Source organism: Polaribacter sp. HL-MS24, from assembly GCF_032758595.1.
Taxonomy (GTDB): Bacteria; Bacteroidota; Bacteroidia; order Flavobacteriales; family Flavobacteriaceae; genus Polaribacter.
This window is the reverse complement of record NZ_CP136415.1, coordinates 1546789-1572079: the sequence shown is the minus strand read 5'-3', so window position 1 is coordinate 1572079 and position 25291 is coordinate 1546789. Positions and strand designations below refer to the sequence as shown.

General features: G+C 34.4%; 25 protein-coding genes and 2 pseudogenes. 15 read left to right on the top strand and 12 right to left on the bottom strand.

All coding sequences use genetic code 11. The features are described 5' to 3' along the window. Positions 1 to 89: 89 nt before the first annotated feature. The 6 genes and pseudogenes from RRF69_RS07355 (at position 90) to RRF69_RS07330 (ending at position 7822) form a co-directional block, all read left to right on the top strand. Positions 90 to 1440 (top strand): annotated as a pseudogene (locus tag RRF69_RS07355) (NAD(P)/FAD-dependent oxidoreductase). A gap of 3 nt (positions 1441 to 1443) precedes the next feature. Further along, positions 1444 to 3066 (top strand): 4Fe-4S binding protein, encoded by a 1623-nt coding sequence (locus tag RRF69_RS07350; protein ID WP_316939186.1) that lies wholly within the window; start codon positions 1444 to 1446, stop codon positions 3064 to 3066. A gap of 106 nt (positions 3067 to 3172) precedes the next feature. After that, positions 3173 to 3865: a glycosyltransferase family 2 protein gene (locus RRF69_RS07345; RefSeq protein ID WP_316939185.1), complete on the top strand. Its 693-nt coding sequence runs from the start codon at positions 3173 to 3175 to the stop codon at positions 3863 to 3865. Continuing rightward, entirely contained in the window at positions 3865 to 5355 is a 1491-nt protein-coding gene (locus RRF69_RS07340) for a glycosyltransferase family 2 protein (RefSeq protein ID WP_316939184.1), read from the top strand. The genes RRF69_RS07345 and RRF69_RS07340 overlap by 1 nt, the downstream gene beginning before the upstream one ends. Further along, complete coding sequence (locus RRF69_RS07335) at positions 5355 to 6758, top strand: mannosyltransferase (RefSeq protein WP_316939183.1); 1404 nt, start codon at positions 5355 to 5357, stop codon at positions 6756 to 6758. Before RRF69_RS07340 ends, RRF69_RS07335 begins: the two co-directional genes overlap by 1 nt. A gap of 32 nt (positions 6759 to 6790) precedes the next feature. Beyond that, positions 6791 to 7822 carry a LacI family DNA-binding transcriptional regulator gene (locus RRF69_RS07330; RefSeq protein ID WP_316939182.1) on the top strand — a complete coding sequence of 344 codons (1032 nt, stop codon included), beginning with the start codon at positions 6791 to 6793 and terminating at the stop codon, positions 7820 to 7822. 20 nt (positions 7823 to 7842) lie between these two features. On the opposite strand, the gene RRF69_RS07325 is transcribed toward RRF69_RS07330, so the two are convergent. Then, on the bottom strand, positions 7843 to 8634 hold the full coding sequence (locus RRF69_RS07325) for a DUF2797 domain-containing protein (RefSeq protein WP_316939181.1): 792 nt from the start codon (positions 8632 to 8634) through the stop codon (positions 7843 to 7845). An 82-nt stretch (positions 8635 to 8716) separates the two neighbouring features. Here RRF69_RS07325 and RRF69_RS07320 point away from each other — a divergent pair, with 82 nt between their 5' ends. From RRF69_RS07320 to RRF69_RS07305, 4 genes are all read left to right on the top strand, one after another. Beyond that, a complete protein-coding gene (locus RRF69_RS07320) occupies positions 8717 to 10225 on the top strand; it encodes a GH3 auxin-responsive promoter family protein (RefSeq protein WP_316939180.1) in 1509 nt (502 codons plus the stop codon). 78 nt (positions 10226 to 10303) lie between these two features. Continuing rightward, positions 10304 to 10840 (top strand): hypothetical protein, encoded by a 537-nt coding sequence (locus RRF69_RS07315; RefSeq protein ID WP_316939179.1) that lies wholly within the window; start codon positions 10304 to 10306, stop codon positions 10838 to 10840. Between the two features lie 62 nt (positions 10841 to 10902). Next, on the top strand, positions 10903 to 12129 hold the full coding sequence (locus RRF69_RS07310; protein WP_316939178.1) for a DUF4139 domain-containing protein: 1227 nt from the start codon (positions 10903 to 10905) through the stop codon (positions 12127 to 12129). Beyond that, on the top strand, positions 12123 to 12764 hold the full coding sequence (locus RRF69_RS07305) for a DUF4139 domain-containing protein (RefSeq protein WP_316941121.1): 642 nt from the start codon (positions 12123 to 12125) through the stop codon (positions 12762 to 12764). Before RRF69_RS07310 ends, RRF69_RS07305 begins: the two co-directional genes overlap by 7 nt. Here the strand turns inward: RRF69_RS07305 and RRF69_RS07300 are convergent. The 7 genes and pseudogenes from RRF69_RS07300 to aat all read right to left on the bottom strand — a co-directional run bounded on the left by RRF69_RS07300 (position 12761) and on the right by aat (position 18736). Beyond that, positions 12761 to 13738, bottom strand: coding sequence for a polyprenyl synthetase family protein (locus RRF69_RS07300; protein WP_316939177.1), 978 nt, complete (start codon positions 13736 to 13738; stop codon positions 12761 to 12763). The two genes, RRF69_RS07305 and RRF69_RS07300, sit on opposite strands and share 4 nt — an antisense overlap. 67 nt (positions 13739 to 13805) lie before the next feature. Beyond that, complete coding sequence (gene rlmN / locus RRF69_RS07295; protein ID WP_316939176.1) at positions 13806 to 14843, bottom strand: 23S rRNA (adenine(2503)-C(2))-methyltransferase RlmN; 1038 nt, start codon at positions 14841 to 14843, stop codon at positions 13806 to 13808. Positions 14844 to 14947: 104 nt separating this feature from the next. Next, on the bottom strand, positions 14948 to 15997 hold the full coding sequence (gene queA / locus RRF69_RS07290) for a tRNA preQ1(34) S-adenosylmethionine ribosyltransferase-isomerase QueA (protein WP_316939175.1): 1050 nt from the start codon (positions 15995 to 15997) through the stop codon (positions 14948 to 14950). Positions 15998 to 16070: 73 nt separating this feature from the next. Further along, positions 16071 to 17300 carry a 3-phosphoshikimate 1-carboxyvinyltransferase gene (locus tag RRF69_RS07285; protein ID WP_316939174.1) on the bottom strand — a complete coding sequence of 410 codons (1230 nt, stop codon included), beginning with the start codon at positions 17298 to 17300 and terminating at the stop codon, positions 16071 to 16073. 186 nt (positions 17301 to 17486) lie between these two features. Then, positions 17487 to 17735 (bottom strand): hypothetical protein, encoded by a 249-nt coding sequence (locus tag RRF69_RS07280; protein ID WP_316939173.1) that lies wholly within the window; start codon positions 17733 to 17735, stop codon positions 17487 to 17489. After that, complete coding sequence (locus RRF69_RS07275) at positions 17736 to 18062, bottom strand: nucleotide pyrophosphohydrolase (protein WP_316939172.1); 327 nt, start codon at positions 18060 to 18062, stop codon at positions 17736 to 17738. It abuts the gene before it with no gap. Between the two features lie 46 nt (positions 18063 to 18108). Then, a pseudogene (gene aat, locus RRF69_RS07270) lies at positions 18109 to 18736 on the bottom strand (leucyl/phenylalanyl-tRNA--protein transferase). Positions 18737 to 18845: 109 nt separating this feature from the next. Between aat and RRF69_RS07265 the strand changes: the two are divergent. Continuing rightward, positions 18846 to 19475 carry a short-chain dehydrogenase gene (locus RRF69_RS07265; protein ID WP_316939171.1) on the top strand — a complete coding sequence of 210 codons (630 nt, stop codon included), beginning with the start codon at positions 18846 to 18848 and terminating at the stop codon, positions 19473 to 19475. Between the two features lie 19 nt (positions 19476 to 19494). Beyond that, positions 19495 to 19740, top strand: coding sequence for a DUF1456 family protein (locus RRF69_RS07260; RefSeq protein WP_316939170.1), 246 nt, complete (start codon positions 19495 to 19497; stop codon positions 19738 to 19740). 103 nt (positions 19741 to 19843) lie between these two features. Here RRF69_RS07260 and RRF69_RS07255 read toward each other — a convergent pair whose 3' ends face one another. Then, positions 19844 to 20215 carry a DUF3127 domain-containing protein gene (locus RRF69_RS07255; protein ID WP_316939169.1) on the bottom strand — a complete coding sequence of 124 codons (372 nt, stop codon included), beginning with the start codon at positions 20213 to 20215 and terminating at the stop codon, positions 19844 to 19846. A 13-nt stretch (positions 20216 to 20228) separates the two neighbouring features. Beyond that, a complete protein-coding gene (locus RRF69_RS07250) occupies positions 20229 to 21089 on the bottom strand; it encodes a flavin reductase family protein (protein WP_316939168.1) in 861 nt (286 codons plus the stop codon). A 78-nt stretch (positions 21090 to 21167) separates the two neighbouring features. Between RRF69_RS07250 and RRF69_RS07245 the strand changes: the two genes are divergently transcribed. Next, on the top strand, positions 21168 to 22316 hold the full coding sequence (locus RRF69_RS07245) for a HAMP domain-containing sensor histidine kinase (RefSeq protein ID WP_316939167.1): 1149 nt from the start codon (positions 21168 to 21170) through the stop codon (positions 22314 to 22316). A 30-nt stretch (positions 22317 to 22346) separates the two neighbouring features. Here the strand turns inward: RRF69_RS07245 and RRF69_RS07240 are convergent, their stop codons facing one another. Both RRF69_RS07240 and greA read right to left on the bottom strand, forming a co-directional pair. After that, positions 22347 to 22736 carry an HIT family protein gene (locus tag RRF69_RS07240; protein ID WP_316939166.1) on the bottom strand — a complete coding sequence of 130 codons (390 nt, stop codon included), beginning with the start codon at positions 22734 to 22736 and terminating at the stop codon, positions 22347 to 22349. Positions 22737 to 22776: 40 nt separating this feature from the next. Continuing rightward, positions 22777 to 23250 (bottom strand): transcription elongation factor GreA, encoded by a 474-nt coding sequence (gene greA, locus RRF69_RS07235; RefSeq protein ID WP_316939165.1) that lies wholly within the window; start codon positions 23248 to 23250, stop codon positions 22777 to 22779. Positions 23251 to 23443: 193 nt separating this feature from the next. Between greA and RRF69_RS07230 the strand changes: the two genes are divergently transcribed. Both RRF69_RS07230 and RRF69_RS07225 read left to right on the top strand, forming a co-directional pair. Beyond that, on the top strand, positions 23444 to 23854 hold the full coding sequence (locus RRF69_RS07230) for a phosphoribosylaminoimidazole carboxylase (protein WP_316939164.1): 411 nt from the start codon (positions 23444 to 23446) through the stop codon (positions 23852 to 23854). A 48-nt stretch (positions 23855 to 23902) separates the two neighbouring features. Next, positions 23903 to 25060 (top strand): 5-(carboxyamino)imidazole ribonucleotide synthase, encoded by a 1158-nt coding sequence (locus RRF69_RS07225; RefSeq protein ID WP_316939163.1) that lies wholly within the window; start codon positions 23903 to 23905, stop codon positions 25058 to 25060. Positions 25061 to 25291: the final 231 nt, after the last annotated feature.

Below are 25291 nucleotides of genomic sequence, written 5' to 3'. Positions count from 1 at the left end.
GAAAAATAAATTTAGATTGAAACATATTTTTTTACCCATCTGAAAGTTAGTAACTTTGACTTGGTCAGAAATACCACAACGTACAATTTATGGAACACATAGTTATTATTGGAAATGGGATTGCTGGTATAACTGCTGCAAGGCATATTCGGAAATTATCTGATAAAAAAATTACGATTGTATCGGGAGAAAGTCCTTACTTTTTTTCAAGAACTGCACTCATGTATGTCTATATGGGGCATCTCAAGTTTGAACATACCCAACCCTATGAAAATTGGTTTTGGAAAAAAAACAATCTCAATTTGAAACAAGGTTTTGTGACTTCTGTTGATACTGATAAAAAAACCTTATTTTTTGATAAAGCTTCTACGCTGACCTATGATAAGCTGATTCTTGCAACGGGATCAAAACCAAATAAATTTGGTTGGCTAAGGACAAGATTCAAAGGGTGTGCTGGGGATGTACCATAAACAAGACTTAGAACAATTAGAAAAATATGCTCCAAATGCCGAAGTTTGTAAGAGGGCTGTCATTGTTGGGGGTGGATTGATTGGTATTGAATTGGCAGAAATGCTTAGAAGTAGGAATATTCCCGTTACTTTTTTAGTAAGAGAGAACAGTTTTTGGAACGGAGTTTTACCTACTCAAGAATCTGAAATGATCAATCATCACATCCTAGAGCATCACATCGATTTGCGATTAGGAGTCAATTTGAGAGAAATTAAAGCAGCCCCAAATGGAGGTGTTTCCTCAATTATCATTGATGAAACAGGCGAAGAAATTGCCTGTAGTGTAGTCGGTTTAACAGCGGGAGTTTCACCAAATATCGATTTCATCAAACAATCAAAAATAGCAACCAATAAAGGTGTATTGGTCAATCGCTTTTTAGAAACCAATATCGATGGAGTCTATGCTATTGGAGATTGTGCAGAACAGCAAGAAGCCATTGGAAATAGAAGAGCTATTGAAGCGGTTTGGTATACTGGACGCATGATGGGCGAAACACTAGCTCAAACCATTTGCAACACAAAAACTGAATACAAACCGGGGCATTGGTTCAATTCTGCCAAATTTTTAGACATTGAATATCAAACTTATGGTTGGGTTTTTAATGAGCAATCCAAACAAGAAAACGAAGCACATTTTCAATGGAAGCACCCTCAAGAAAACAAATGCTTGACTGTTTCATATGATAGAGATTCACATCTTTTTCTAGGAATCAACACCTTCGGAATACGAATGCGACATGAAGTTTTTGATCAGTGGTTGACTCAAAAAAAAACAATCGAATTTGTATTGGAACATCTAGCCGATGCCAATTTTGATCCTGAGTTTTACAAAATCCATGAAGCATCCATCCTCGATCAATTCAATCTCAAATTTGGCACAAATATTTCGTTGCAAAAAAAGAGTTGGAAAAGAATATTTAATAGTCTTTAAACTATGAAAACACTACAAAACATTGGGTTGCTCCTCTTTTTTATTGGAATATCTCTTTTTACTGCATCCATTTTTACAGGCTCCTTTAATCTTTCAAAAACTGAATTAGATGCATATATTCAAGAAAAAGGCTATAAGAGTGAAGTTCTTGCAACAGAACTTCAAAAAGCAGTCGTCACCAACGATCATCAAAATATTTTCACCTTTTCGAGTCGTGTTCGAAAAGCCTATGCAACTTCTAATGAATTTTATGATCAATTAATTTCGAAATACAATTCAGAAAAAAACTGGAGTCAGAAAGCGGCACAATTTCAATTTAAAACTTTTGGAAAGCCCCATTCCTTAACTTTTGAATTGGCAAAAAAAGCAGGAAAAGGTTTTGTCCAAACACACAAAGTCTGGGCCTGGATGCTCACTTTTGGGCTGGGAATTCTGGGAGCATTGCTATTTATCATTCCTAATGTCGTCACTTTGGGCCCACCAGGAATCAAAAATGATGGTGTTTTTCTGAATGCTGCTACAAATCGTGGTTGGATCGGTTGGTTTGCTTTTGTGTTTTTGGTCACCTTTTATGTCTTGCTGTATTTTTATCCCGATTTCATTGTCAATTGGGTGTATTTGGTTGACGGTATTAGCGAATTTATAAGTGGAAACGCTGCCAGTCAATGGTTTTTATATGGATTCTTATACTGTACCGTCATGACAGTGATGGCCGTTAGAATGTATATCAAATACAGACATAACAAATACCAAATTTTAAGAACGACTTCGGTCTTGTTTTTTCAAATCGTATTTGCCTTTTTAATTCCCGAAATTTTGGTCCGTTTTGAAAAGCCGTGGTACGATTTTAAAAATGCATTTCCTTTAGATTATGATTTTTTCTTCAAATGGAATTTAGACGAGTTGTTGGCTAGTGGTACTTTCGGACTGTTTATTTTAGTTTGGGGAATTGTACTCACCCTCGTCATCGTTCCTGTGATGGTCTATTTCTTTGGAAAAAGGTGGTACTGCTCTTGGGTTTGTGGTTGCGGTGGATTGGCAGAAACTTTAGGCGACCCGTACCGACAATTGTCCAGTAAAACATTGCTTTCATGGAGAGTGGAGCGAATTGTAATTCACAGCGTTTTAATTTTTGTGATGGTAATGACAGGAATTGCCTTGTACAGCTTCTTTTCAGGAGCACATCAAATTGCTGGAATTCGAACACAAACTATTCAAGATATTTACGGGTTTTTAATCGGATCAATTTTTGCAGGTGTCATTGGAACAGGTTTTTATCCTATTTTCGGAAATCGTGTTTGGTGCCGTTTCGGTTGTCCACTGGCGGCCTATATGGGATTTATTCAACGTTTTAAATCACGTTTTAGAATTACAACCAATGGAGGTCAGTGTATTTCCTGTGGAAATTGCTCTACCTACTGTGAACAAGGAATCGACGTCAGAGCCTATGCACAAAAGGGAGAAAATATTGTACGGTCTAGTTGTGTAGGTTGTGGTATCTGTGCAGCAGTGTGTCCAAGAGGTGTATTAAAACTTGAAAATGGCCCTGAAACTGGAAGAATTAACCCTACTGAAATTCTATTGGGAAATAATGTCGATTTGATGGAGCTTGTCAATAAAAAATAAAAACTACCAGAAGAAGACCGAAAAGAAGAGGGGTAATCTGGGTTGATATAAAAGCGAATCTTAGTACTTTTACCGAATAGAAATCCCAACAAAAAAACGGCAGTACATGCAACCAATCATAAAAGTAATTATCCCTGCGCATAACGAACAAGATTCAATTGCAAAAGTAATCAAGGATATTCCTGAAATTGTTGATGAAATCATAGTCATTAATAACAATTCTACAGACGCTACAGAATTGAATGCGAAAAATGCTGGAGCAACCGTTTTACAAGAACAACGAAAAGGCTATGGATATGCCTGCCTAAAAGGGATGGACTACATCGCTCAACAAAACTCAACCCCCGAAATTATTGTTTTTTTGGATGGTGACTATTCTGACTACCCTGAACAATTGGTAGAACTCATTGCACCGATCATCCACCAAAATATGGATATTGTAATTGGAGCTAGAGTGAAAGCACTTCGAGAAAAAGGAGCTATGACAACACCTCAAATTTTTGGAAATTGGCTAGCCACCTCTTTGATGAAACTTTTCTTTGGAGCCACTTTTACTGATTTAGGTCCATTTAGAGCCATTAAATACAAGAAACTACTCAGCTTAGAGATGGAGGACAAGACCTATGGATGGACAGTAGAAATGCAGCTTAAATCCTTAAAGCAAAAGTTTCACTATCAAGAAGTTCCCGTAAAATATAGAAATAGAATTGGCGTCTCTAAAGTTTCAGGGACCGTAAAAGGTGCTATATTTGCAGGAATTAAGATTCTGACTTGGATTTTTAAATATAGCTTTAAATAATGATTCTAGCATACATTACGATTGCCATTTATTCAATTTCTCTAGTGCTAATTTTTATGTACTCACTAGCACAATTGAACTTACTTTTTAATTATTTATCTGCACATAAAAAAGAAGATCAGTCTCCTCAGTTTGATTTATCAAATCCAGAGGAAGTCCCTTTCATCACAATACAACTGCCTGTTTTTAACGAAATGTATGTAATGGAGCGCCTGCTGAATAATATTGTACAATTAAAATATCCCAAAGAAAAATTAGAAATTCAAGTACTAGACGATTCGACGGACGTCTCGGTTTTGAACACCTCCCTACAAATTAAAAAACTACAAGCCCAAGGAGTTGACATTCAACATATTTGCAGAACCAACAGACAAGGCTTCAAGGCGGGTGCTTTAAAAGAAGGGTTGGAATCTACAAAAGGGGAATTTATTGCCATTTTTGATGCTGACTTTTTACCCGAAGAAGATTGGCTACTAAAAACGGTTCCCTACTTTAAAGACGAGAAAATTGGTGTTGTACAAACTCGCTGGGGACACATCAATAGAAATTATTCAACACTTACCAAAATTCAGGCGTTTGCATTGGATGCACATTTCACCCTTGAACAAGTAGGTCGAAATAGCAAAGGACATTTTATCAACTTTAATGGAACAGCAGGTCTTTGGAGAAAAGAATGCATATATGACGCTGGAAACTGGGAAGGTGACACACTTACAGAAGACCTAGATTTAAGTTATAGAGCACAGTTAAAAAACTGGAAATTCAAATATCTTGAAGATGTAGAAACTCCAGCAGAATTGCCTGTCATCATTAGTGCAGCGCGTTCTCAACAGTTTCGATGGAACAAAGGAGGCGCAGAGAATTTTCAAAAAATGGCAGGAAGGGTTCTAAAAACTAAAGGATTGCCCTTGCGAACAAAAATTCACAGTGTTTTGCACCTACTAAATAGTTCCATGTTTTTAAATGTATTTATTGTGGCAGTGTTGAGCATCCCCATGTTGTATATTAAAAACGAATATGCGCACCTAAAGAACTACTTTTATATGATGAGCTTCTTTGTTATCAGCTCAGTTATCTTCTTTATTTGTTATTGGTACATGTACAAAAAAACCTACGGAGGTGGCTTTTTGAAATTTGTAAAATACATTGGATTGTTTTTTACGTTCTTTTCCATTGCGATGGGCTTTTCATTACACAATTCTATTGCTGTTTTAGAGGGACATTTTGGAAAGAAAAGTGAATTTGTAAGAACACCTAAATTTAATATCAAGACCATTAAAGACGGTTGGAAAAGCAATATTTACATCAAGAATAAGCCCTCAATACATGTAGTTATTGAAGGGATTTTAGTCCTCTATTTTGCCTTTGGAATGTACAGTGCTTTTATCGTTGGAGACCAAGGAGGAGATTTTGGTTTATTCCCTTTTCACTTGATGCTTTTTATCGGATTTAGTTATGTTTTCTTCAAATCTGTCTATTCAAAAGCATAATGAATCGTGTAGCTAAATACCATGCTATTTTTCTACTATTAACAAGTTGTTTGGGTTATTTTTTTTCAGGATATTTTATAGAAAGAACGGATTTTTATCAGTTATTGTTCGTTTGGATTTCACTATTTACTTGTTTTTATTTACTGATTGGCAACAGCTATCTTCGTTTTAAAGACTTAGCTGGAATTGCCATCCTTTTTAGATTGGTGTTGTTCTTTCAGATGCCCAATTTATCACAAGATTTTTATCGCTTTATTTGGGACGGAAGAATGCTTTTGGAAGGACTCAATCCCTACCTCTCACTACCTGAAACATTTATTCAGTTTGGACGATCTCCCATTTCGGAAGCAAAAACACTCTATCACGGTATGGGTGAACTCAATGGAAGCCATTATACCAACTACCCACCTTTACATCAACTCTTTTTTCTAATTGCAGCGGTCTTTAGTAGTAAAAGTATCTTTGGATCTGTACTTGTTTTAAGAGTCATTCTTATTTTGGCAGACATTGGTATTCTCTATTTTGGAAGCAGACTCTTAGAAAAACTAAACCTCCCAGTTAGCGCTATTTTTTGGTACTTTTTGAATCCTTTTATTATTATTGAAATGACTGGGAATTTGCATTTCGAACCCATAATGTTGTTCTTTTTTGTTTGGGCTTTGTATCAATTATCACGAAAAAAATGGATTATTGCTGCCCTTCTCATCGCTTGTTCCATTTCGGTGAAACTAATTCCACTTTTGTTTTTACCACTATTTTATCAATGGTTTTTAACCCCTTCCAATACAATTCAGAAAAATAAACTGGAAGAGAATTCTTTAAAATCAAAGCCTTTAGGATTTGCAAAACTACTTGCTTTTTACGCACTTATTTTGATCACTACAATTGGGCTTTTTCTCCCATTTTACACTCCCGAACTTGTCAATAATTATTTGAATTCAGTAGGGTTATGGTTTCAGAAATTTGAATTCAATGCGAGTTTTTATTACCTTTTTAGAGAAGTCGGATACGCTTTCAGAGGTTGGAATGAAATCGCAATAATTGGAAGAATTATTCCGATACTTACCCTCTTGTTTTTGGGAGGAATTACTTTTTTTAGAAAGAATACTACGCTTAAAACATTGATTCCAGCATTACTTTTCGGGCTGACTTTCTACTACTTTACAACTACAACAATGCACCCATGGTATTTAGCCACATTGATTCTCTTGTGTGTTTTTACCAAATATCGTTTTCCAATTGTTTGGAGCCTTAGCATAATATTAAGTTATCAGGCATACGCAAATACACCATGGAATGAAAATTTCTGGTTCCTTATTTTAGAATATTTATTCGTATTTTCGTATTTGATTTTTGAATTAAAAAAGAAAAAACAGCAGGCTGTTCACATAGATTGTACATAGTTTTTTGTAATTTACCAACTTATCTATTTTCAATGAAAAGATTAACTATTAAGGACATCGCTAAAGAATTCAACGTATCTATATCAACAGTTTCAAAAGCGTTGAACAATAGTTATGAGATTAGCATTAGCACCAAAGAAAAAATAAAAAAATTTGCGAAAGAAAACAATTATAAGCCAAATTTCAATGCATTAAGTTTAAAGAATAGACAAACAAAAACGATCGGAATCATTATTCCGAATATGTTGAATTACTTTTTTGCACAGGCCTTTAAAGGAATTGAAAAGGTAGCGAATGACAAAGGCTATAAAATAATTTCTTGTATTTCCAACGAGTCCTATACCAAAGAAGTAGAAACCATTGAAATGCTTTCAAACGGGATCATAGACGGTTTTATTCTTTCATTGTCTGAAGAAACCATTCTAAAGAATGAGTATGCCCATTTACAAGCAATGATTAATAATGACACTCCCATTGTGATGTTTGATCGGGTAACCGATGATATTGATTGCGACAAGGTAATTACAGACGATTTTATTGGTGCTGTAAATACAGTAAATCACCTTGTAAAAACGGGAAGCAAAAACATTGCGTTTATTTCTACAATTAGTAAATTAAAAATTGGAGAAAAAAGAAAACACGGATATTTAAAAGGGTTGGAAGAGAATAATCTAACGGTCAATAAAAATTTAATTATTGATATTTTAGAGGAAGACTATAAAATGTATGAGAGCATTTTAGAGCCTATCTTTGACAACAACACCATAGATGCTGTTATTGCTACCGACGAATCTTCAGCAATAGCTGCCATGAAAATTGCTATAAAAAAAGGTTTTAAAATCCCTCAAAACTTTTCTGTTGTCTCTTTTTCAAACGGAATTTTAGCGAGACATTCTAGTCCAAAACTAACTACTGTAAGTCAGCATGGTGAGCTTATGGGCGCTACAGCAGCAGAAATTTTAATCAACAAATTAGATAAAAAGAGAGCTTCTGAAAAGCCAAAAACAGTCGTGATCAAAACAAATTTGGTAGAACGAAATTCTACAAAAAAATTCTCTTTTTAAATCAAACAAAAACTGTCCTCTTAAAATTCTAATGAAACGACTAGTCCTTCATTGGACCTCACATTAAAAACAGTTTCATCTTCAAAAATTAAGTATTGTCCTTTGATACCCACCAGCTTTCCAGTATACTTTGAGGTTTTTAGCAAGTTTAAACTTTTTGGTTTAATCGGATATTTCAGCACTGGAAAATTCAAATGAGTCTCTGTATTGTCTGTAATAAAATAGGATTTAGCTTCATCAGGAATATAAGCTTCCAATTGATTTCTCCAATCTACTAAATTGACATCTTCAATATCATTCTTTAGCATTTTTCGCCAATTGGTTTTGTCAGCCACATGTTCTTTTAACGCAACTTCAGTAATCCCAGCCAAATACCGATTGGGTGCTTCTAATATTTCAATCGCTTCGTGGGCACCTTGATCGATCCAACGAGTTGGCACTTGTTGCTTCCGAGTCACTCCTACTTTTACATTGCTTGAATTTGCCAAATACACAATGTGCGGTTTCAATTGTACACTTTGCTCATAGGCTAAATCTCGATCTTCAATACCTAAATGTGCTGTACTCAATTCGGGTCTCATGATCCAATCACCTGCATTGGGAGTGTCAAAAAAACAAGATTTACAAAAACCTTGTCTGTAAATTTCTTTTGCTGAATGACAATTCAAACATTCATAGCTGACGAATTGGATTCCAATTTGAGCTCCCAACAATTGATTCATGTTGATGAAATCGTCGTTCATATCTAAATAATACTGAATTATCTCAGTATTTTCAGTCATCATTTTTTTTAAAACTCCTTGATAGATCATATAAAAGATTTTATTACTTTAGGGGAGAAATTTATAGTGATATATTAATTAAAAACCAAAGCAAACAAATTTACACAATTCTATGGCGTTTCAGATTATCAATTCTATAATATCTTGGTTTTTAAAGAAGCGAATACATCAAATCGACCTTTTTTTAAAATATCCTATTGATGTTCAAGAAGAACTTTTACTCAAACTTGTCAATACGGCTAAAAACACCGAATTTGGTGTTAAAAATGAATTTTCAACCTTTCAAGACTATTCTGATTTCAAAAAAAAAGTACCCATTCAAAAATACGAGACTTTTGAACCCTTGATTGAACGCTGCAGAAAGGGAGAGCAAAATTTATTCTGGCCTACCCCTGTCAAATGGTTTGCAAAAAGTAGCGGAACTACCAATGCAAAAAGTAAATTCATACCTGTTTCTGAAAATGCCTTAGAACATTGCCATATAAAAGCTGGAAAAGACATGCTTTGTTTGTACATCAATAACAACCCAAAAACACAGCTTTTTACCGGAAAAGGGTTGCGTTTGGGAGGCAGTTCGGAAGTCTATCAAGACAACGGTTCTTACTTTGGCGATTTGTCTGCGATCATTACTGAAAATTTGCCTTTTTGGGCTGATTTTAGTTCGGCTCCTAGTCAGCAAGTAGCCTTAATGGCTGAATGGGAAACAAAAATGGAAGCCATCGTAAATGAAACCATCAAGGAAAACATCACTAGCTTGGTGGGCGTTCCCTCTTGGATGTTGGTACTCCTCAACAGGGTTTTGGAAAAAACGGGAAAAGATAATATTTTAGAGGTATGGCCCAACCTTGAAGTTTATTTTCATGGAGGTGTCAACTTCAATCCCTATCGTGAACAATACAAGAAATTGATTCCGAATGCAGATTTTAAATACTACGAAATTTACAATGCTTCCGAAGGATTTTTCGCAATTCAAGATCGAAATGGATCCAAAGAATTATTGTTGATGTTGGACTATGGAATATTTTATGAGTTTATTCCGATGGAAGAATATGCCGGAGAAGATTCCGATGCAATCCCCTTATCAGAAGTAAAAGAGGGCGTAAATTACGCCATATTGATTACAACAAATGGTGGATTGTGGCGCTATTTAATTGGAGACACCGTAAAATTCACATCAACTGATCCCTATCGAATAAAAATTACAGGACGCACAAAACACCATATCAATGTATTTGGTGAAGAATTGATTATTGAAAATGCGGAAGAAGCTTTGCGATTGGCTTGTCAAAAAACAAATGCACTCATTTCTGAATATACAGTGGGGCCAATTTTTATGGAAGGAAAAGAAAAGGGGGGGCATGAGTGGATCATTGAATTTGCCAAAAGACCAAAAGACATCGATTCATTTACACAAATTTTAGACGATGCCTTAAAATCAATCAACTCTGATTATGAAGCAAAACGCTATATGAATATGACACTAATGTTGCCAAAAGTTCATCTTGCCAAAAAAGGATTGTTTTACAGTTGGCTAAAGAAAAAAGGGAAGTTAGGAGGCCAACACAAAGTGCCTAGATTGTCAAACTCCAGAGCCTTTGTAGAAGAACTATTGAAATTATAGAAAACTTTATCAATAGTGACATTTGTCAATATTTTTCTTATTGATGCATTTTACCTTTGTGAAGGCAATCATCTAAATATGACTATTTCACAATCACTTCAACAATTTTATAAAGAAAACAACTTCAAAGAAGATGGCGGAGAAAGTGAGGCCTTTTTTGAGTTAAAATTCAGATACTTTACCTTAAAACTTCCAAATACACAGCATAGAAAAAAGGTAATTTATATTCATGATATTCAGCATGTTTTATACAATTGTGATACTACTTGGAAAGGAGAAGCTTTTATAGCAGGATGGGAAATTGGCACCCAATTATGGAAACATCTCCCAATTGGACTGATCAGTTTATGGGCAATGGGCTTCTGTTTACTAAACTACCCAAAGGAAGTCATAAAAGGATATAAAGCAGGAATCAACTCCATTGGCGTTATTGATTTAAAAATTGAGAAAGAAACCCTTTTAAGAATGTCTGTTTCCGAATTGAGTAAGCGGATTAAAAAAGATAAAAACAGACGAATACATTGGGGGAAATTTCTTTTTTGGGGACTGATAAGTGAACTTGTTTTTTTATTTCCATTGCTTTTTCTCGTTGCTCTAGGAATTCTATTGTATTGAGAATATAGATCTATTTGTGTTTTTACTTCTTAAAATTTCTAATTTTAATCACCACAATATTCATGATGAAAAAAATAGTGTTTTTTGCACTTGTAACGATAACCATCCTTCAAGTAAATAGTCAAGATTTTATAGAAAAAGAAATCAAATCAAAGGTAAATTCCGCTACAGTATTTTTAAACAGCGCACAGGTAAGTCGTAAAAAAAATATTGAAATTCAAAAAGGAATTCAAATTTTGAAATTTACAAACCTCTCACCATTTGTAGACAAAAAAAGTATTCAAGTGAAAGTGGAAGGAGTAGAAATCCAATCTGTAAACTTTCAAAAAAACTATTTAAAGACAGGTGAAAAAAGTAGTGAACAGATTTCGCTTGAAAGCAAACTCACACAAAGCAAGAACAGTATTGATCTAGAAACAATACGCCTCGAAACAGTCCTAGAAAATATTCAATTTTTAAACACCAATAAGAATATTAAAGGAAACCAAACATTAACGGCATCGGTATTGAAAGAAGCTTCGAATTATTATGCCTCCAAAATTAAATCTTTGAAAACTGAAGAATTACTCATTAGAAATATTCTCAAAGAGCTTAAAAAGGAACAAAAATCCATTGCAAAACAGTTAAGTGATTTAACCCAAAAAAAGCATTTTGCATCAGGAGAAATTTTTATCAAAATTAAATCAAACACTAAACAAAAAGCTAATTTTGAATTAATGTACAATGTTTCCAATGTAAGCTGGTTCCCTTCATATGATATTAGAGTTTCTGACATTAGCTCTCCGCTGACCCTTGTATACAAAGCGAATTTAAAACAAAACTCTAAAATTGATTGGTCAAATGTAAACCTTAGATTTTCATCAGCAAATCCAAGTAATTCAACAAAAGCTGGTAAAATAATTCCCTATTATCTAGATTATGGGTCAATTCCTCCTTTTTATGGTGCCATCATAGATGAGGTATCAGGCTATGTAACAGATGATAATTCTCTACCTTTATCGGGAGCTAATGTTCACGTTAAAGGAACAACAATTGGAACCTCTACAGATTTCGACGGAAAATACTCTATAAAAGTCCCCCAAAATAGTCGTCAGTTAGAGTTCTCATATTTGGGATTTATAAGTGAAATAAAACCAATTTCTAGTCCTGTTATTAATGTTACTTTACAAGAAGATGCTGATTTGTTAGAGGAAGTTGTCATTGCGGATTACGGTTCAATTAAGAAAAAAGAGACTCGGAAAAATTCTTTAAATGAACATATTCCAGCCTTTTCTGATTTAAAATCATAAGGATACCAACTCAGGAAATTCTGAATCAGACCTCCTTTAGTATTGAAATTATTGAACCCTACTCTATAAAATCAAGTAATAAAGATTTTACGATTTCTATGAACGAATTTCAGTCTAATGCAAGCTACACTTATTATTCAATTCCAAAAATAGAAGAAAAAGCATTTTTACTTGCGTCTTTAAAGGATTGGGAGAAATTCAACTTATTGGAAGGAGAAGCAAATGTATATTTTGAAAATACTTTTGTTGGAACAACTTTAATAGATACCCGTTCATCAAAAGATTTGCTCTCAATTTCATTAGGTGAAGATAAAAATGTTTCTGTCAACAGAGTCAAATCAAAAGATTTTACAACAAAAAAACTAATAGGAAGTAAGAAAGAAGAGTTTAAAGCTTGGAATATTCGTGTAAAAAACAATAAATCTCAAGACATTAAAATAATAGTTTTAGATCAAATTCCAATTTCTAAAAGAGAAGAAATAAAAATTACCTTAGATGAAACTTTTAATGGAATTTTAAATAATGAAACAGGAGAAGTACAATGGGATCTTGATATCAGAACAAAAACAACTCAAGAATTGTCTTTAAAATATGCTGTTAAATATCCAAAAAATAGAAACTTAATTCTTGATTAAATCTTCCGATCAACTACATAGTTGATCATTTTCAACAGGGAGGACTTGTATTCATTGTCTGGGTAATTGTCCAAAATAGCAATAGCTTTGCTTTTGTATTCCCCCATTTTGGTGATTGTATATTCAATTCCCCCATGCTCTTTAACAAAGGCGATGACTTCTTTTACCCGCTTTTTATCCTTATTGTGTTTTTTAATAGAATTGATCAATAAGGATTTTTCTTCCGAAGAACAAGTATTTAAGGTATAAATAAGAGGCAATGTCATTTTTTGTTCTTTGATATCTATTCCAGTAGGCTTTCCAATTTTTGCTTCAGAATAATCAAACAAATCATCTTTGATCTGAAAAGCAATTCCGATATATTCTCCAAATTTTCGCATTTGGTGAATGGTGTCTTGGTTTGCTCCTACCGAAGCAGCACCAATACCACAACAAGCAGCAATTAAAGTGGCTGTTTTTTTTCTGATAATATCAAAATAAATATCTTCGGTAATGTCTAATTTTCTGGCTTTTTCAATTTGAAGTAATTCTCCTTCACTCATTTCGCGAACAGCGATGGAAATCAGTTTTAACAAATCAAAGTCTCCGTTATCGATAGAAAGTAGCAACCCTTTAGACAATAAAAAATCGCCGACGAGTACTGCAATTTTATTTTTCCAAAGCGCATTGATGGAAAAAAAACCCCGTCTTCGGTTGCTATCGTCAACCACATCGTCATGGACCAAAGTAGCGGTATGAATGAGCTCAACAACTGAAGCCCCTCGATAGGTTCGCTCGTCAAAACCACCATTCGAAACCATTTTAGCAACTAAAAAAACAAACATCGGTCGCATTTGTTTTCCCTTTCTTCGAACAATATAGTAGGTGATTCTGTTTAAAAGTGGAACTTTGGAAAGCATCGAATCTTTGAACTTTTCTTCAAAGAGTTCCATTTCGGATAAAATAGGACGTTTAATTATCTCAACTGGATTCATCACTCAAAAATACAAAATATAAACAAGATATAATGGTTTTATAAACAGCAGTTATATCGGCTAAAAATTATGATTTGTTGGCCAACTGACCACAAGCAGCATCGATGTCTTTTCCTCTAGAACGACGCACATTGACAGTGATATCATGCATTTCTAAATTCGAAATGTAATTGTTAATTGCCGATGAACTTGCTTGTTGAAACTGTCCATCATCAATTGGGTTGTACTCAATCAAATTGACTTTACAAGGTACATATCTACAAAACTTAATCAAAGCTTGAATGTCTTCTTTGCGGTCATTAATCCCGTCCCAAACAATATATTCATAAGTAACTGTTCGCTGGGTTTTTTCATACCAATACTCCAAAGAATCTTTTAAATCGTTTAATGGAAAATTTGTATTGAAAGGCATAATCGTCGTTCTTACTTCATCGATTGCCGAGTGCAACGAAACGGCCAAATTGAATTTGACTTGGTCATCTGCCATTTTTTTGATGATTTTTGGCACTCCAGAAGTAGAAACCGTAATTCTCTTAGGAGACATTCCCAACCCTTCTGGTGAAGTGATTTTTTCTATGGACTTGATCACGTTGTTATAATTCATCAACGGCTCTCCCATTCCCATAAAGACGATATTTGACAACTTGTGATTGTGATACAATCTACTTTGTTTATCGATAGCTACAACTTGATCGTAAATTTCATCTGGATTTAAATTTCGCATCCTTTTTAAACTCGCAGTTGCACAAAACTTACAATCCAAACTACATCCTACTTGACTAGAAACACAAGCGGTTGTTCTTTTTGGTGTTGGAATCAGAACTGATTCAACAATAAAACCATCATGTAATTTTATGCCGTTTTTAATCGTTCCATCTTTACTTCGCTGCATAGAATCGACCTTGATGTGATTGATCACAAAATTAGCCTCAAGCATTTCTCGAGTTTCTTTGGAAATGTTTGTCATCTCTTCAAAAGAATGCAAAGCTTTGCTCCACAGCCATTCATAAACTTGGTTTCCACGAAATGCCTTATCGCCATTCTCCACAAAAAAATCTCTTAATTCTTCTTTGGTTAATGCTCTTATGTCTTTCTTTTTATTCAAGGTACAATGATTAAAAGATTAAAAAATACTGCTGCAAAAATAACCATAAAAAAACTGGTACTTCATTGAAGCACCAGTTTTTAATTACTCAATTCAATGTTGCTTTATATGATCAACATTGCATCACCGTATGCAAAAAATCTATATTCTTCTTTGATTGCTACTTTGTATGCTTCCATAATCAAATCATACCCCCCAAAAGCGGCAGCCATCATCAATAAGGTAGATTTTGGATTGTGAAAATTCGTGATCATACAGTTTGCGATGCTAAATTCATGAGGTGGAAAAAGAAATTTATTTGTCCAACCTGTAAATGGTTTTAATTGCTGATTTGCAGAAACCGAAGATTCTATCGTTCGCATTACCGTCGTTCCTACAGCACAGATTCTTTTTTTATCGATCTTCGCTTTGTTAATCATATCTGCAGAATTGGCAGATATCACAATTTGCTCAGAATCCATTTTATGTTTTGACAAATCTTCTACTTCAACCGGAGCAAAAGTACCTAAACCAATATGTAATGTGGTTTCTGCAAAATCGACACCTTTTATTTCCAAACGTTTCATTAAATGCTTAGAAAAATGCAATCCTGCTGATGGAGCTGCAACGGCACCTTCATCTTTTGCGAAAATTGTTTGGTATCTTTCTTTGTCCATTTTCTCTACATCTCGACCGATTACCTTCGGCAAAGGAGTTTCGCCTAGCTCTAATAATTTTGCTCTGAACTCTTCGTAACTTCCGTCAAATAAGAAACGTAAGGTTCTACCTCTAGAGGTTGTATTGTCAATAACTTCAGCTACTAAACTATCGTCTTCTCCAAAAAATAATTTGTTACCGATTCTGATTTTTCTTGCAGGATCTACTAAAACATCCCACAATCTGTTCTCAGCATTTAGTTCTCTCAATAAGAAAACTTCAATTCTAGCACCTGTTTTTTCCTTGTTACCATACATTCTGGCTGGAAAAACTTTGGTATTATTCAACATCATAACATCACCTTCATCAAAGTAATCAATAACGTCTTTGAAAAGTTTGTGTTCTATAGTACCTTCTTTTCTATTCACCACCATCAAACGAGACTCGTCTCTGTGATCTGAGGGATATTTTGATATTAATTTCTCTGGTAATTCAAATTCGAACTGTGATAATTTCATAAGTTATATGGGTTCTAAGGGCGGCAAATATACGATATCGAAATAGGCCTTGTCAAGTCTTTTACTCTTTAATTTACAGTTCTTTAATGAGCAACCCAATTTGCTCCATGTCTATCCAAAACTTTTGGTAGGATTTTGAAACCACTTCTGCATTTTGAATTTGAATCGGCACTTTAAGTGCCAGTGGAGCGAAAGCCATAGCCATCCGATGATCGTTATAGGTTTTGATTGCAACATTTTCGTGTATTGCTGAAGAAACAGATAAGTATAGGCTGTCATTGGTTACTCTAATTGTAGCCCCTAACTTCGTTAATTCTTCTTGCAAAGCTTCTAATCGATCAGTCTCTTTAATCTTTAAAGTATGTAAACCTGTTAATTCACACGAAACTCCTAATCCAAAAGCAGTTACAGCGATGGTTTGTGCAATATCAGGGGCATTCTTTAAATCGATGTCTAATGAGTGTAAATTTGTAGGTCTTTCTTTTCTTAGTGTAATTGAATTCTGATTGAATTCCGTTTCGACACCAAAATGTGTATAGATAGTTGCCAAACAAGAATCTCCTTGTAAACTATCTTTTCGATAGGCTGATAAATGAATTTCTGACCCTATTTCGCTCAAGGCAATAATAGAATAAAAATACGAGGCAGAACTCCAATCAGACTCTACAACAACAGTTTGTTTGGAAATATTTTTTACGGCAAATACCTGTATGATGTTTCCTTCAAAACTTGTTTGAATTCCCAATTGAGTCAACAAACTCAATGTCATTTCGATATAAGGAACAGAGGTAATGTTTCCAATCAATTCTATTTCTAGGCCATTTTCTAAATGAGTCCCCATCAAAATTAAAGAAGAAATATACTGACTACTTACGTTTCCGTTAATTTGAACTTTTTGTTTAGTAATGTGCCTCCCTTTGATTCTCACTGGCGGAAACCCTTCTTTGACTTCGTATGAAATATGGGCTCCTAAATCTTTTAATGCATCTACCAAGATACCAATTGGTCTGTTTTGCATTCTTTCTGAACCTGTTAACACCACTTCACAATGTTCTTTTGAAGCAAAATAACCGACTAAAAAACGCATTGCTGTTCCCGCATGGCCAATGTCAATGGATTCTTCTTTTGAAGAAAGTGCATGTTGTAGATGCACAGAATCATCAGAGTCGGATAGGTTTTCTATCGAAATTTCAGGAAACAATTGTTGTAAAATAAGCAAGCGATTCGACTCACTTTTAGAACCAGAAATTGTTATTCTCTCATTGATTTTTTCTCTTCTACCCGCCGTTAACAATATGTCCATTCTAAAAAAATTCTTTTAATTTGTATCTTAAACTTCAATAACAATTCCTTTTTAAATAGTGTTTTTAAGTCAGGTTCTCAATCGCTATTTACTGGTTGCGAAGTTACTGTACAAAAAAAATATACCCAAGTTTCTTTGGACTATTTTAATACCCAAAAGTAAGTACGGAATAAACAATATGAAAACTTACTTCATGTTCTTATTGGTTACATACATTCCATAAACAAAACAGACTACAACTTTGGTTCCCCAAAATTGAATCCATTTTCCGTTCTCAAAATTGGCTTCAGAAACAGCAGCCCAATTCGCCGAAAAGATTGCCTCCCAACTATTAAAAAATAGCGAAAACAAAGTCACAATAATAAAAAAAGGAACAGCAACTCTTACCAAGTTGTTCCAAAATTGAGGTTGTTTTATTTTTTGTAAAAAATTCATTTATTTTAGTTTTTGATTGTTGTGATGACGATCGTGATCGCGCTGAGTTTTTACGTCTAATTTCTTCTCAAAAGCATCTTGTAAATCAATTCCTGTTTGATTTGCCAAGCACAAAACCACAAAAAGAACATCGGCTAACTCTTCACCTAAATCTTTGTTTTTATCAGATTCTTTTTCACTTTGCTCTCCATATCTACGAGCGATGATTCTTGCAACCTCCCCTACTTCTTCGGTAAGCTGAGCCATATTTGTCAACTCGTTAAAATAACGCACTCCATGCGCTTTGATCCAATCGTCTACCTGTTTTTGAGCGTTCTCTATGTTCATGTTTGTGGTTTTCTTAGGGGGTAAAGTTACAAAGTTTGAAAGGGATTTAAGATTTTAAAATCTTTAAAAATTGATTTCTTGGAATTTCTCTTGCTCCTAAACTTGCCAAATGATCATTATACACCTTGGCAATCGATCAGCTGATAATTTCCGTTTTGTACAAGATGGGAAAAGGCTAGCTTGGAAACATTTGAAATTTTAGAAAACATACTCTCTCCACAAAATACCTCCCCTACTTCAACTCCATACAAGCCTCCAACCAATTCATTGCCATCCCAGACCTCAATCGATTTTGCAAAGCCCATCCGATGCAAGCTAATGTATGCTTGCTCCATATCATTGGTAATCCAAGTTCCAAGACCATCTTCCCGGTCAATATTTTTACAATTAAATATCACTTCTTCAAAAGCTGTATTTTCTGTAATGGTGAGCGTTGTTTTCCGAACAAATTGTCGCATGGATTTTGAGAGCTTGAATTCATTTGGAAACACCACCATCCGTTGCTCAGGACTATACCACACAATTGGCTCTCCTTCAGAAAACCAAGGGAAAATACCATTTTGATAGGCATGAATTAATCTTTTCTCAGACAAATCGCCACCTAGAGCAAGAATACCGTCCTTCCTTGCCAATTCTGGAGACGGAAAATCAATACTATCTGAAAGCCAAACCAATTTTTTGTTGTTTTTTTTTAAAAGAAAAAAAAGATGTTAATCCTTTTATTTATGATCGTTAACACAAAATTAGTTCTTATTTTTGTCAATTCATCAAAATAATTTCCAATTGGAAAAAAACAGAACCCTAAGAAAAAAAAAAACTGCTTTTATCGGAAAAAGACTCCATAACTACTATGGGAGAACTGGATTTTATCTGTTTGTCTGGGAAAGCTTGAAAAAAGCTATTTTTCCAATCATTTTGGTGGTTCTAGCGGTCTTTCTCTTCAATCAATATGTCTACGACATCAATCAAGGATTGGAACACTTGACCGAAACTTTTTCAAGAATGGGTGTTTTGATTACTTTTTTCATCTCTGAGACCTTACTCGGACTGGTTCCTCCAGAAATTTTTATTGCTTGGTCTAAAAAAACGGCAAGCCCTATTTTAAATTTAACTCTACTAGCTACTCTTTCCTATAGTGGTGGATTGATCTCTTACTTTTTGGGAAGAATGACTTTAAAAATAACTGCTATTAAAAATTATTTGGAAATTAAAATGGCCGAAAATCTAAAAAACACCCGAAAATGGGGTGGTTTTTTAATTCTTGTGGGTGCATTATTGCCCTTGCCATTTTCAATTGCCTGTATGGCAGCAGGAATGATTAAGTATCCATTTGTAAATGTTGTGATTTTTGGAACCTTTCGTTTTGCAAGATTTGCTATTTATGCATGGGCAATATTTAAAGTAGTCAATTAATTTCTCTTACCTTTGCAACATGGGACTAACAAACAACGACATCTTAAAAAAACTACGTGTGGCGCATAAATTGCGTGATACCGATATTGTAGAAATCTGTGCTTTGGTAGATTTTAAAGTCAGTAAAGGAGAACTTGGTGCTTTATTTAGAAATGAAGATCATGATAAATATGTAGAATGTGGAGATCAAATTTTACGTAATTTCTTAAATGGACTCATTGTGCACCTTCGAGGGCCTATGCCTAAAAAGGAAGAAAAAAAATAAACTCACTTTGTTGAAACTATACCAGGTTTTGAAAATCAAAAAGAGCGTTCACTTTAAAGTGAACGCTCTTTTTGATTTTATATGCTACTTTATAGAAATTTCCTTAAAAAGGTAAATCGTCTGGCTCTTCAGTAGAAACATTTGAGGCTGGTTGAAATTGATCCACTGGAGGTAAATTATTCGCTGCAGCTTGTGATTGTGAAATTCCTTCAACTCTCCATCCTTGGATTGAATTAAAATATTTTGCTTCACCTTGTGGATTGATCCATTCTCTACCTTTTAAATTGATCGAAACTTTTACATCTTGCCCCACAGCATAACTGTTTAACAAGTCACATTTATCCTGAACAAACTCAACCATAATCATTTGCGGATATTGTTCGTCTGTAGTAACAACCAATTCTCTTTTTCTAAATCCATTTGATCCAAAAGTTTGAACCTCTCCAATTAATTTTATTTTACCTATAACTTCCATAATATATTATTAACTATTTAATTAAAAGCACCTTCCAAGCGCTTTCTATATCATTTTTACTTAAAAACTCTTTCGCAAATGTATGTTTTTTTGCGGTTTCTAACCCAATAAATTCGGGGTGTTCTTTTGCAAAGTTATCAACAGTTTCATTCGTTGGCAATTGCGTTACATTCCCTAAGAGGCCTAAATCATTCCCGGTCAAAACCTTGCTACTCCTTATTTCTGCAGGAATTGCATCAACTCCAATTCCTAAAGTTGCTATTGGTTTTGGGATTTCAAAAAAACCATCTCTAGCTCTCGAATAATAACTCCCCCCTGCTCTTGCCACTAAATCTATTTGATACTGATCGATGCCTCCTTTTTCATCTAAAACCTCTTTGGAAATATGCATTTTTAAAATTTCACAAACAATCAAATTTCCTGCACCACCTTCTTCACCCATAAAAATCACATCGTTTACCTTACATTCAAATTGAACTGGAGATTCTGCCACTCTAAAAGGGGCAATCGTTTCGGAAGCCAACATCGTAAAACCCGCTTTCTCAAACTCGTTGACACCAACTGGATACTCTGAACTGCTCAGCGACATTTGCTGAACCATCCCATAACTTACAACATTGATGACTACTTCTTTGGTTTCCAATGCATTTTCTAAAGTATGCTTTAGGGTATTGTCTCGAACTCTTCTCGCAGGAGAAAAGATGAGAATTGGTGGATTAGAGCTAAAAACATTGAAAAAACTAAAGGGTGATAAATTGGGATTTCCATCAGCATCCATCGTACTTGCCAATGCAATCGGTCTTGGCGCTACGGCATCTAATAAATAACCGTGTAATTTACCTGTTGAAATTTCTTTGGGATCTATCGAAAGCATGTCAAAATTTTTTGTCTTGTAAAGATACTATCAAAATCATAAATGAGTTATCTACTGGAAACCTTTATATTTGTTTTGATGAAATTTTACACTCACACCCTATTGCTGAAACGAATTGCGGTTTTGATATCGTTTTGTATAGTCTCGCTTATTTTATGGAATACCTATACTTTTTTTCAAAAGTTCAAGCAGGAAGAACGCCTAAAAATTGAACTGTTTGCTACTGCTCAAAAAGAATTGTCTAACAACCCCGATTTAAATACCAATGTAGACTTGCCTCTTCAAATTATAAAAAATAGTGGCGACATCCCGATGATTTTAGTCAATGAATTTGGTGAAGTTGAATATACAAATTTAGATTCTATCAAAGGACAAAATGAGGCCTATGTTGAAGCTCAGTTGCAAAAAATGAAATTGCAAAACAAACCTGTTGAAGTAAGTTTTCAAGGGAGAAACAAAAAATACATCTATTATAGAGATTCTGATTTATTGGACAAACTCACCTATTATCCACTTGCATTGATCTTAATTCTAATCTTATTTTTAAGTGTTATTTATCTTTTTTATAGCTCGAATAAGGCTGCTGAAACCAATAAACTTTGGACAGGAATGGCAAAAGAAACCGCCCATCAAATTGGAACACCTCTGTCTTCCCTATTGGGTTGGATTGCCATTTTGAAAATTGAAAAAATTGAAGATAGTTATATTACAGAAATTGAAAAAGATGTATACCGATTAAGCACTATCGCCAATCGGTTTTCTAAAATTGGTTCTATGCCCGAACTTCGTCCAGAAAACATCAACACCATTACCAAACAAGCATTTGATTATTTAGAGGCCAGAAGCTCCAAACAAATTTCATTTTCTTTTTCTGAAGAGCGAGAAAAGCCTCTTGTCAACCTAAACAAGGAATTGTTTGGTTGGGTTATTGAAAACCTCATCAAAAATGCCATTGATGCGATGCAGCGAGAAGGAACTCTACACATACAAATTGAAAGTATTCTAAAGAAGATAAAAATTACTGTTTCTGATACTGGAAAAGGAATGCATAAATCGCAATTTAAACAAATTTTTAAGCTAGGATTTACCACCAAAAAACGAGGTTGGGGACTTGGGCTGTCACTCTCGAAAAGAATTATTGAAGATTACCATAAAGGGAAACTCTTTGTGCAAAAATCAGAAATTGGTTTGGGAACTACTTTTGAAATCTTGTTAGATAAGGTGTAAAAAAACTCGTTTTTTATCAGATCCACGAACCTACCCTAATTTACTGGCAATCTTTGCTGCCAACCCAACAAATTCTTCATGAGTCAAAGAAACTTTTTGTACAAACTGCATGTCTGCCATGATATTGATCGGAATTAAATGTACATGTACATGAGGCACTTCCAATCCAATAACACTCATTCCGACACGCTTGCAAGGCACCGCTATTTCGATAGCTTTGGCAACATCGTATGAAAAATCCATTAAGGATGCATAAGCCTCTTTTGACAGATCAAAAATCTTATTTTCTTCTTTTTTGGGCACTACTAAGGTATGTCCCTTCGCATTTGGATTAATATCTAAGAAAGCAACAAAATCATCGTTTTCTGCAACCTTATAACTTGGAATTTCACCTGTAATTATCTTTGTAAATATGCTCATGGATTTTTATATTTTAAAGGATCAACTCTGAAACGCTAATCTATCTAGAAACAGAGATGATTTCAAAAGTCATAACTCCGTTTGGAACCTGAATTTCTACAACTTCTCCTGCTTTTTTTCCTAACAACCCTTTTCCAATAGGCGAATTTACAGATAGTTTTCCGTTTCGAACATCGGTTTCAGAATCGGCAACCAATCGGTAGGAAAACTCCATTCCGTTGGTAACATTCTTGATAACCACATTTGAATGGATTAGAACTTTGGATGTATCTAACTGACTTTCGTCTAAAATACGAGCATTGGAGATCACATTCTTTAATTTTGCAATCTTAAATTCTAAATGAGATTGTTCCTCTTTTGCTGCATGATATTCTGCGTTCTCACTCAGGTCTCCTTTATCACGTGCATCTGCAATCTCTTGAGTTACTCTAGGTCTTTCTGTTTGCTCCAAGTATAACAACTCATCCTTTAATTTTTTCAATCCTTCTGCTGAATAATAAGATATATCGCTCATTTGTATTTTATTTAAAATTCTTTTTCTTTCGGTATCAATACGTTCCAGTAAAAAGAAAGGATTCTTTTTCTCAATCCCGTTTAGGGTTTAAATTTAAAAATCTCATATCTGTAGACAGAAATGAGATCGGTATACAAAGATACAAAATATTTGTAAATTGCAAAGGTTTTCAAATAAGACAGTTTTTAGCTTCATGAAAAAATATTTATTTTTATTCGTTTTAATCATCATGGTAAGCTGTACAGACAATACCAGATTAAACTCTTGTTTTCAAAATTCAATAAGTTCGTTTACAATAGATTTAAACAATCCAGAATTAATAGGTTTATTGACACCCACTGGCTATTCAGAAATCAATGGAGGTATGCAAGGAATTATTTTATACAATGGTGCTACTCTTGGTTTTAAAGCATTCGATAGAAAATGTCCAAATTTTGATTGTAGTGTTCCAATGTCTTTTGATGGCCTACGACTCAAATGTTCATGTGACGAAAGTGAGTATAGCATTTTAACGGGGCAGCCTTTATCAGAAGGAAAAGGGAATTGCTTTGCAAGAGAATACACAATAAGTGAAAACGGAAGTTCTTTACGAATAAGTGATTAATTTTAATATTAGATTCCTATTTTTGTGAAACACAATTAAAATTACAACTTGAAAAATTATTTCTCTTCAGACTTCACATTGGGCGTTCTTGGTGGCGGGCAATTGGGCAGGATGTTATTGGCTGAAACTCAAAAATTTGATATTTTCACCAGCATTCTTGATGCTAATGAAAATGCTCCCTGCTCCCAAATTTGCAATCATTTTGTGCAAGGAGACTTGCTAGATTTTGAAACCGTGTACCATTTTGGAAAAAAAGTTGATCTTTTAACCATTGAGATCGAAAACGTAAATTTAGATGCCTTAGACCAATTAGAACGTGAAGGCTTGACCATCTTTCCAACGCCAAAAACACTTCGAATTATTCAAAGTAAAGCAAGACAGAAAAATTTCTATATAGATCATCAAATTCCCACTGCGCCATTTTCTCACTATGCCTATCTCGAAGAACTAAAACATTCGTACGAAAACCAAATCATCGATTTTCCCTTTGTTTGGAAAGCAGCTCGTTTTGGCTATGACGGAATGGGAGTTAAAATTGTAAGGTCTATTGCCGATTTAGAAAATTTACCTAATGTAGAATGCATCACAGAAAAACTGATTCCTTTTAAAAACGAATTGGCAGTGATTGTCGCAAGAAATTCAGACGGGGAAATCAAAACATATCCCGTAGTTGAAATGGAATTTCATCCAGAAGCAAACCAAGTTGAATATGTAATTTGCCCTGCCAGAATTGACGAAGCTGTCGCTAAAAAAGCTCAGGAAATTGCACTAAAAGTTGTACAAGACCTCGACTTTGTGGGCCTATTGGCAGTAGAAATGTTTCAAACAAAAGACGATGCGATTATCGTGAATGAAGTTGCTCCAAGACCTCATAATTCGGGACATTATTCCATTGAAGCCAGTTATACCAATCAATTTGAACAACATATCAGAAGTATTTTAAATCTTCCACTCGGAAATACCGCAAGTAAGGTTGCGGGAATCATGGTGAATTTAGTAGGTGAAGAAGGGTTTTCTGGAGACGTAATTTACGAAAATTTCAATGATATCTTGAAAATTGACGGAGTTACCCCACATATTTACGGCAAAAAAGAAACACGACCGTTTCGTAAAATGGGACATGTCACTATTGTCAACGATGACATTAACAAAGCCAGAGCAATTGCTCAAAAAGTAAAAGAAACGATTAGAGTAATTAGCAAATAAGTTTTTTTGTATTTTTGATTTGTGGTGACTCATATTGAAAAAAAGAGCACTTTTTTTTAAAAAAAAATCACTCTTTTTCAAAACACTAAAATAGTGTATTCATTGATTCATAAAAAGAAGGAGCCTATCAATCTATAAGAGTCGTTTCTAAAGAAAAATCAATTTTGATGAACATAAAAAATTTATTGAATCGAACCATCCTCGAGGAGTTCTTTTCGGTTAAAACATAGC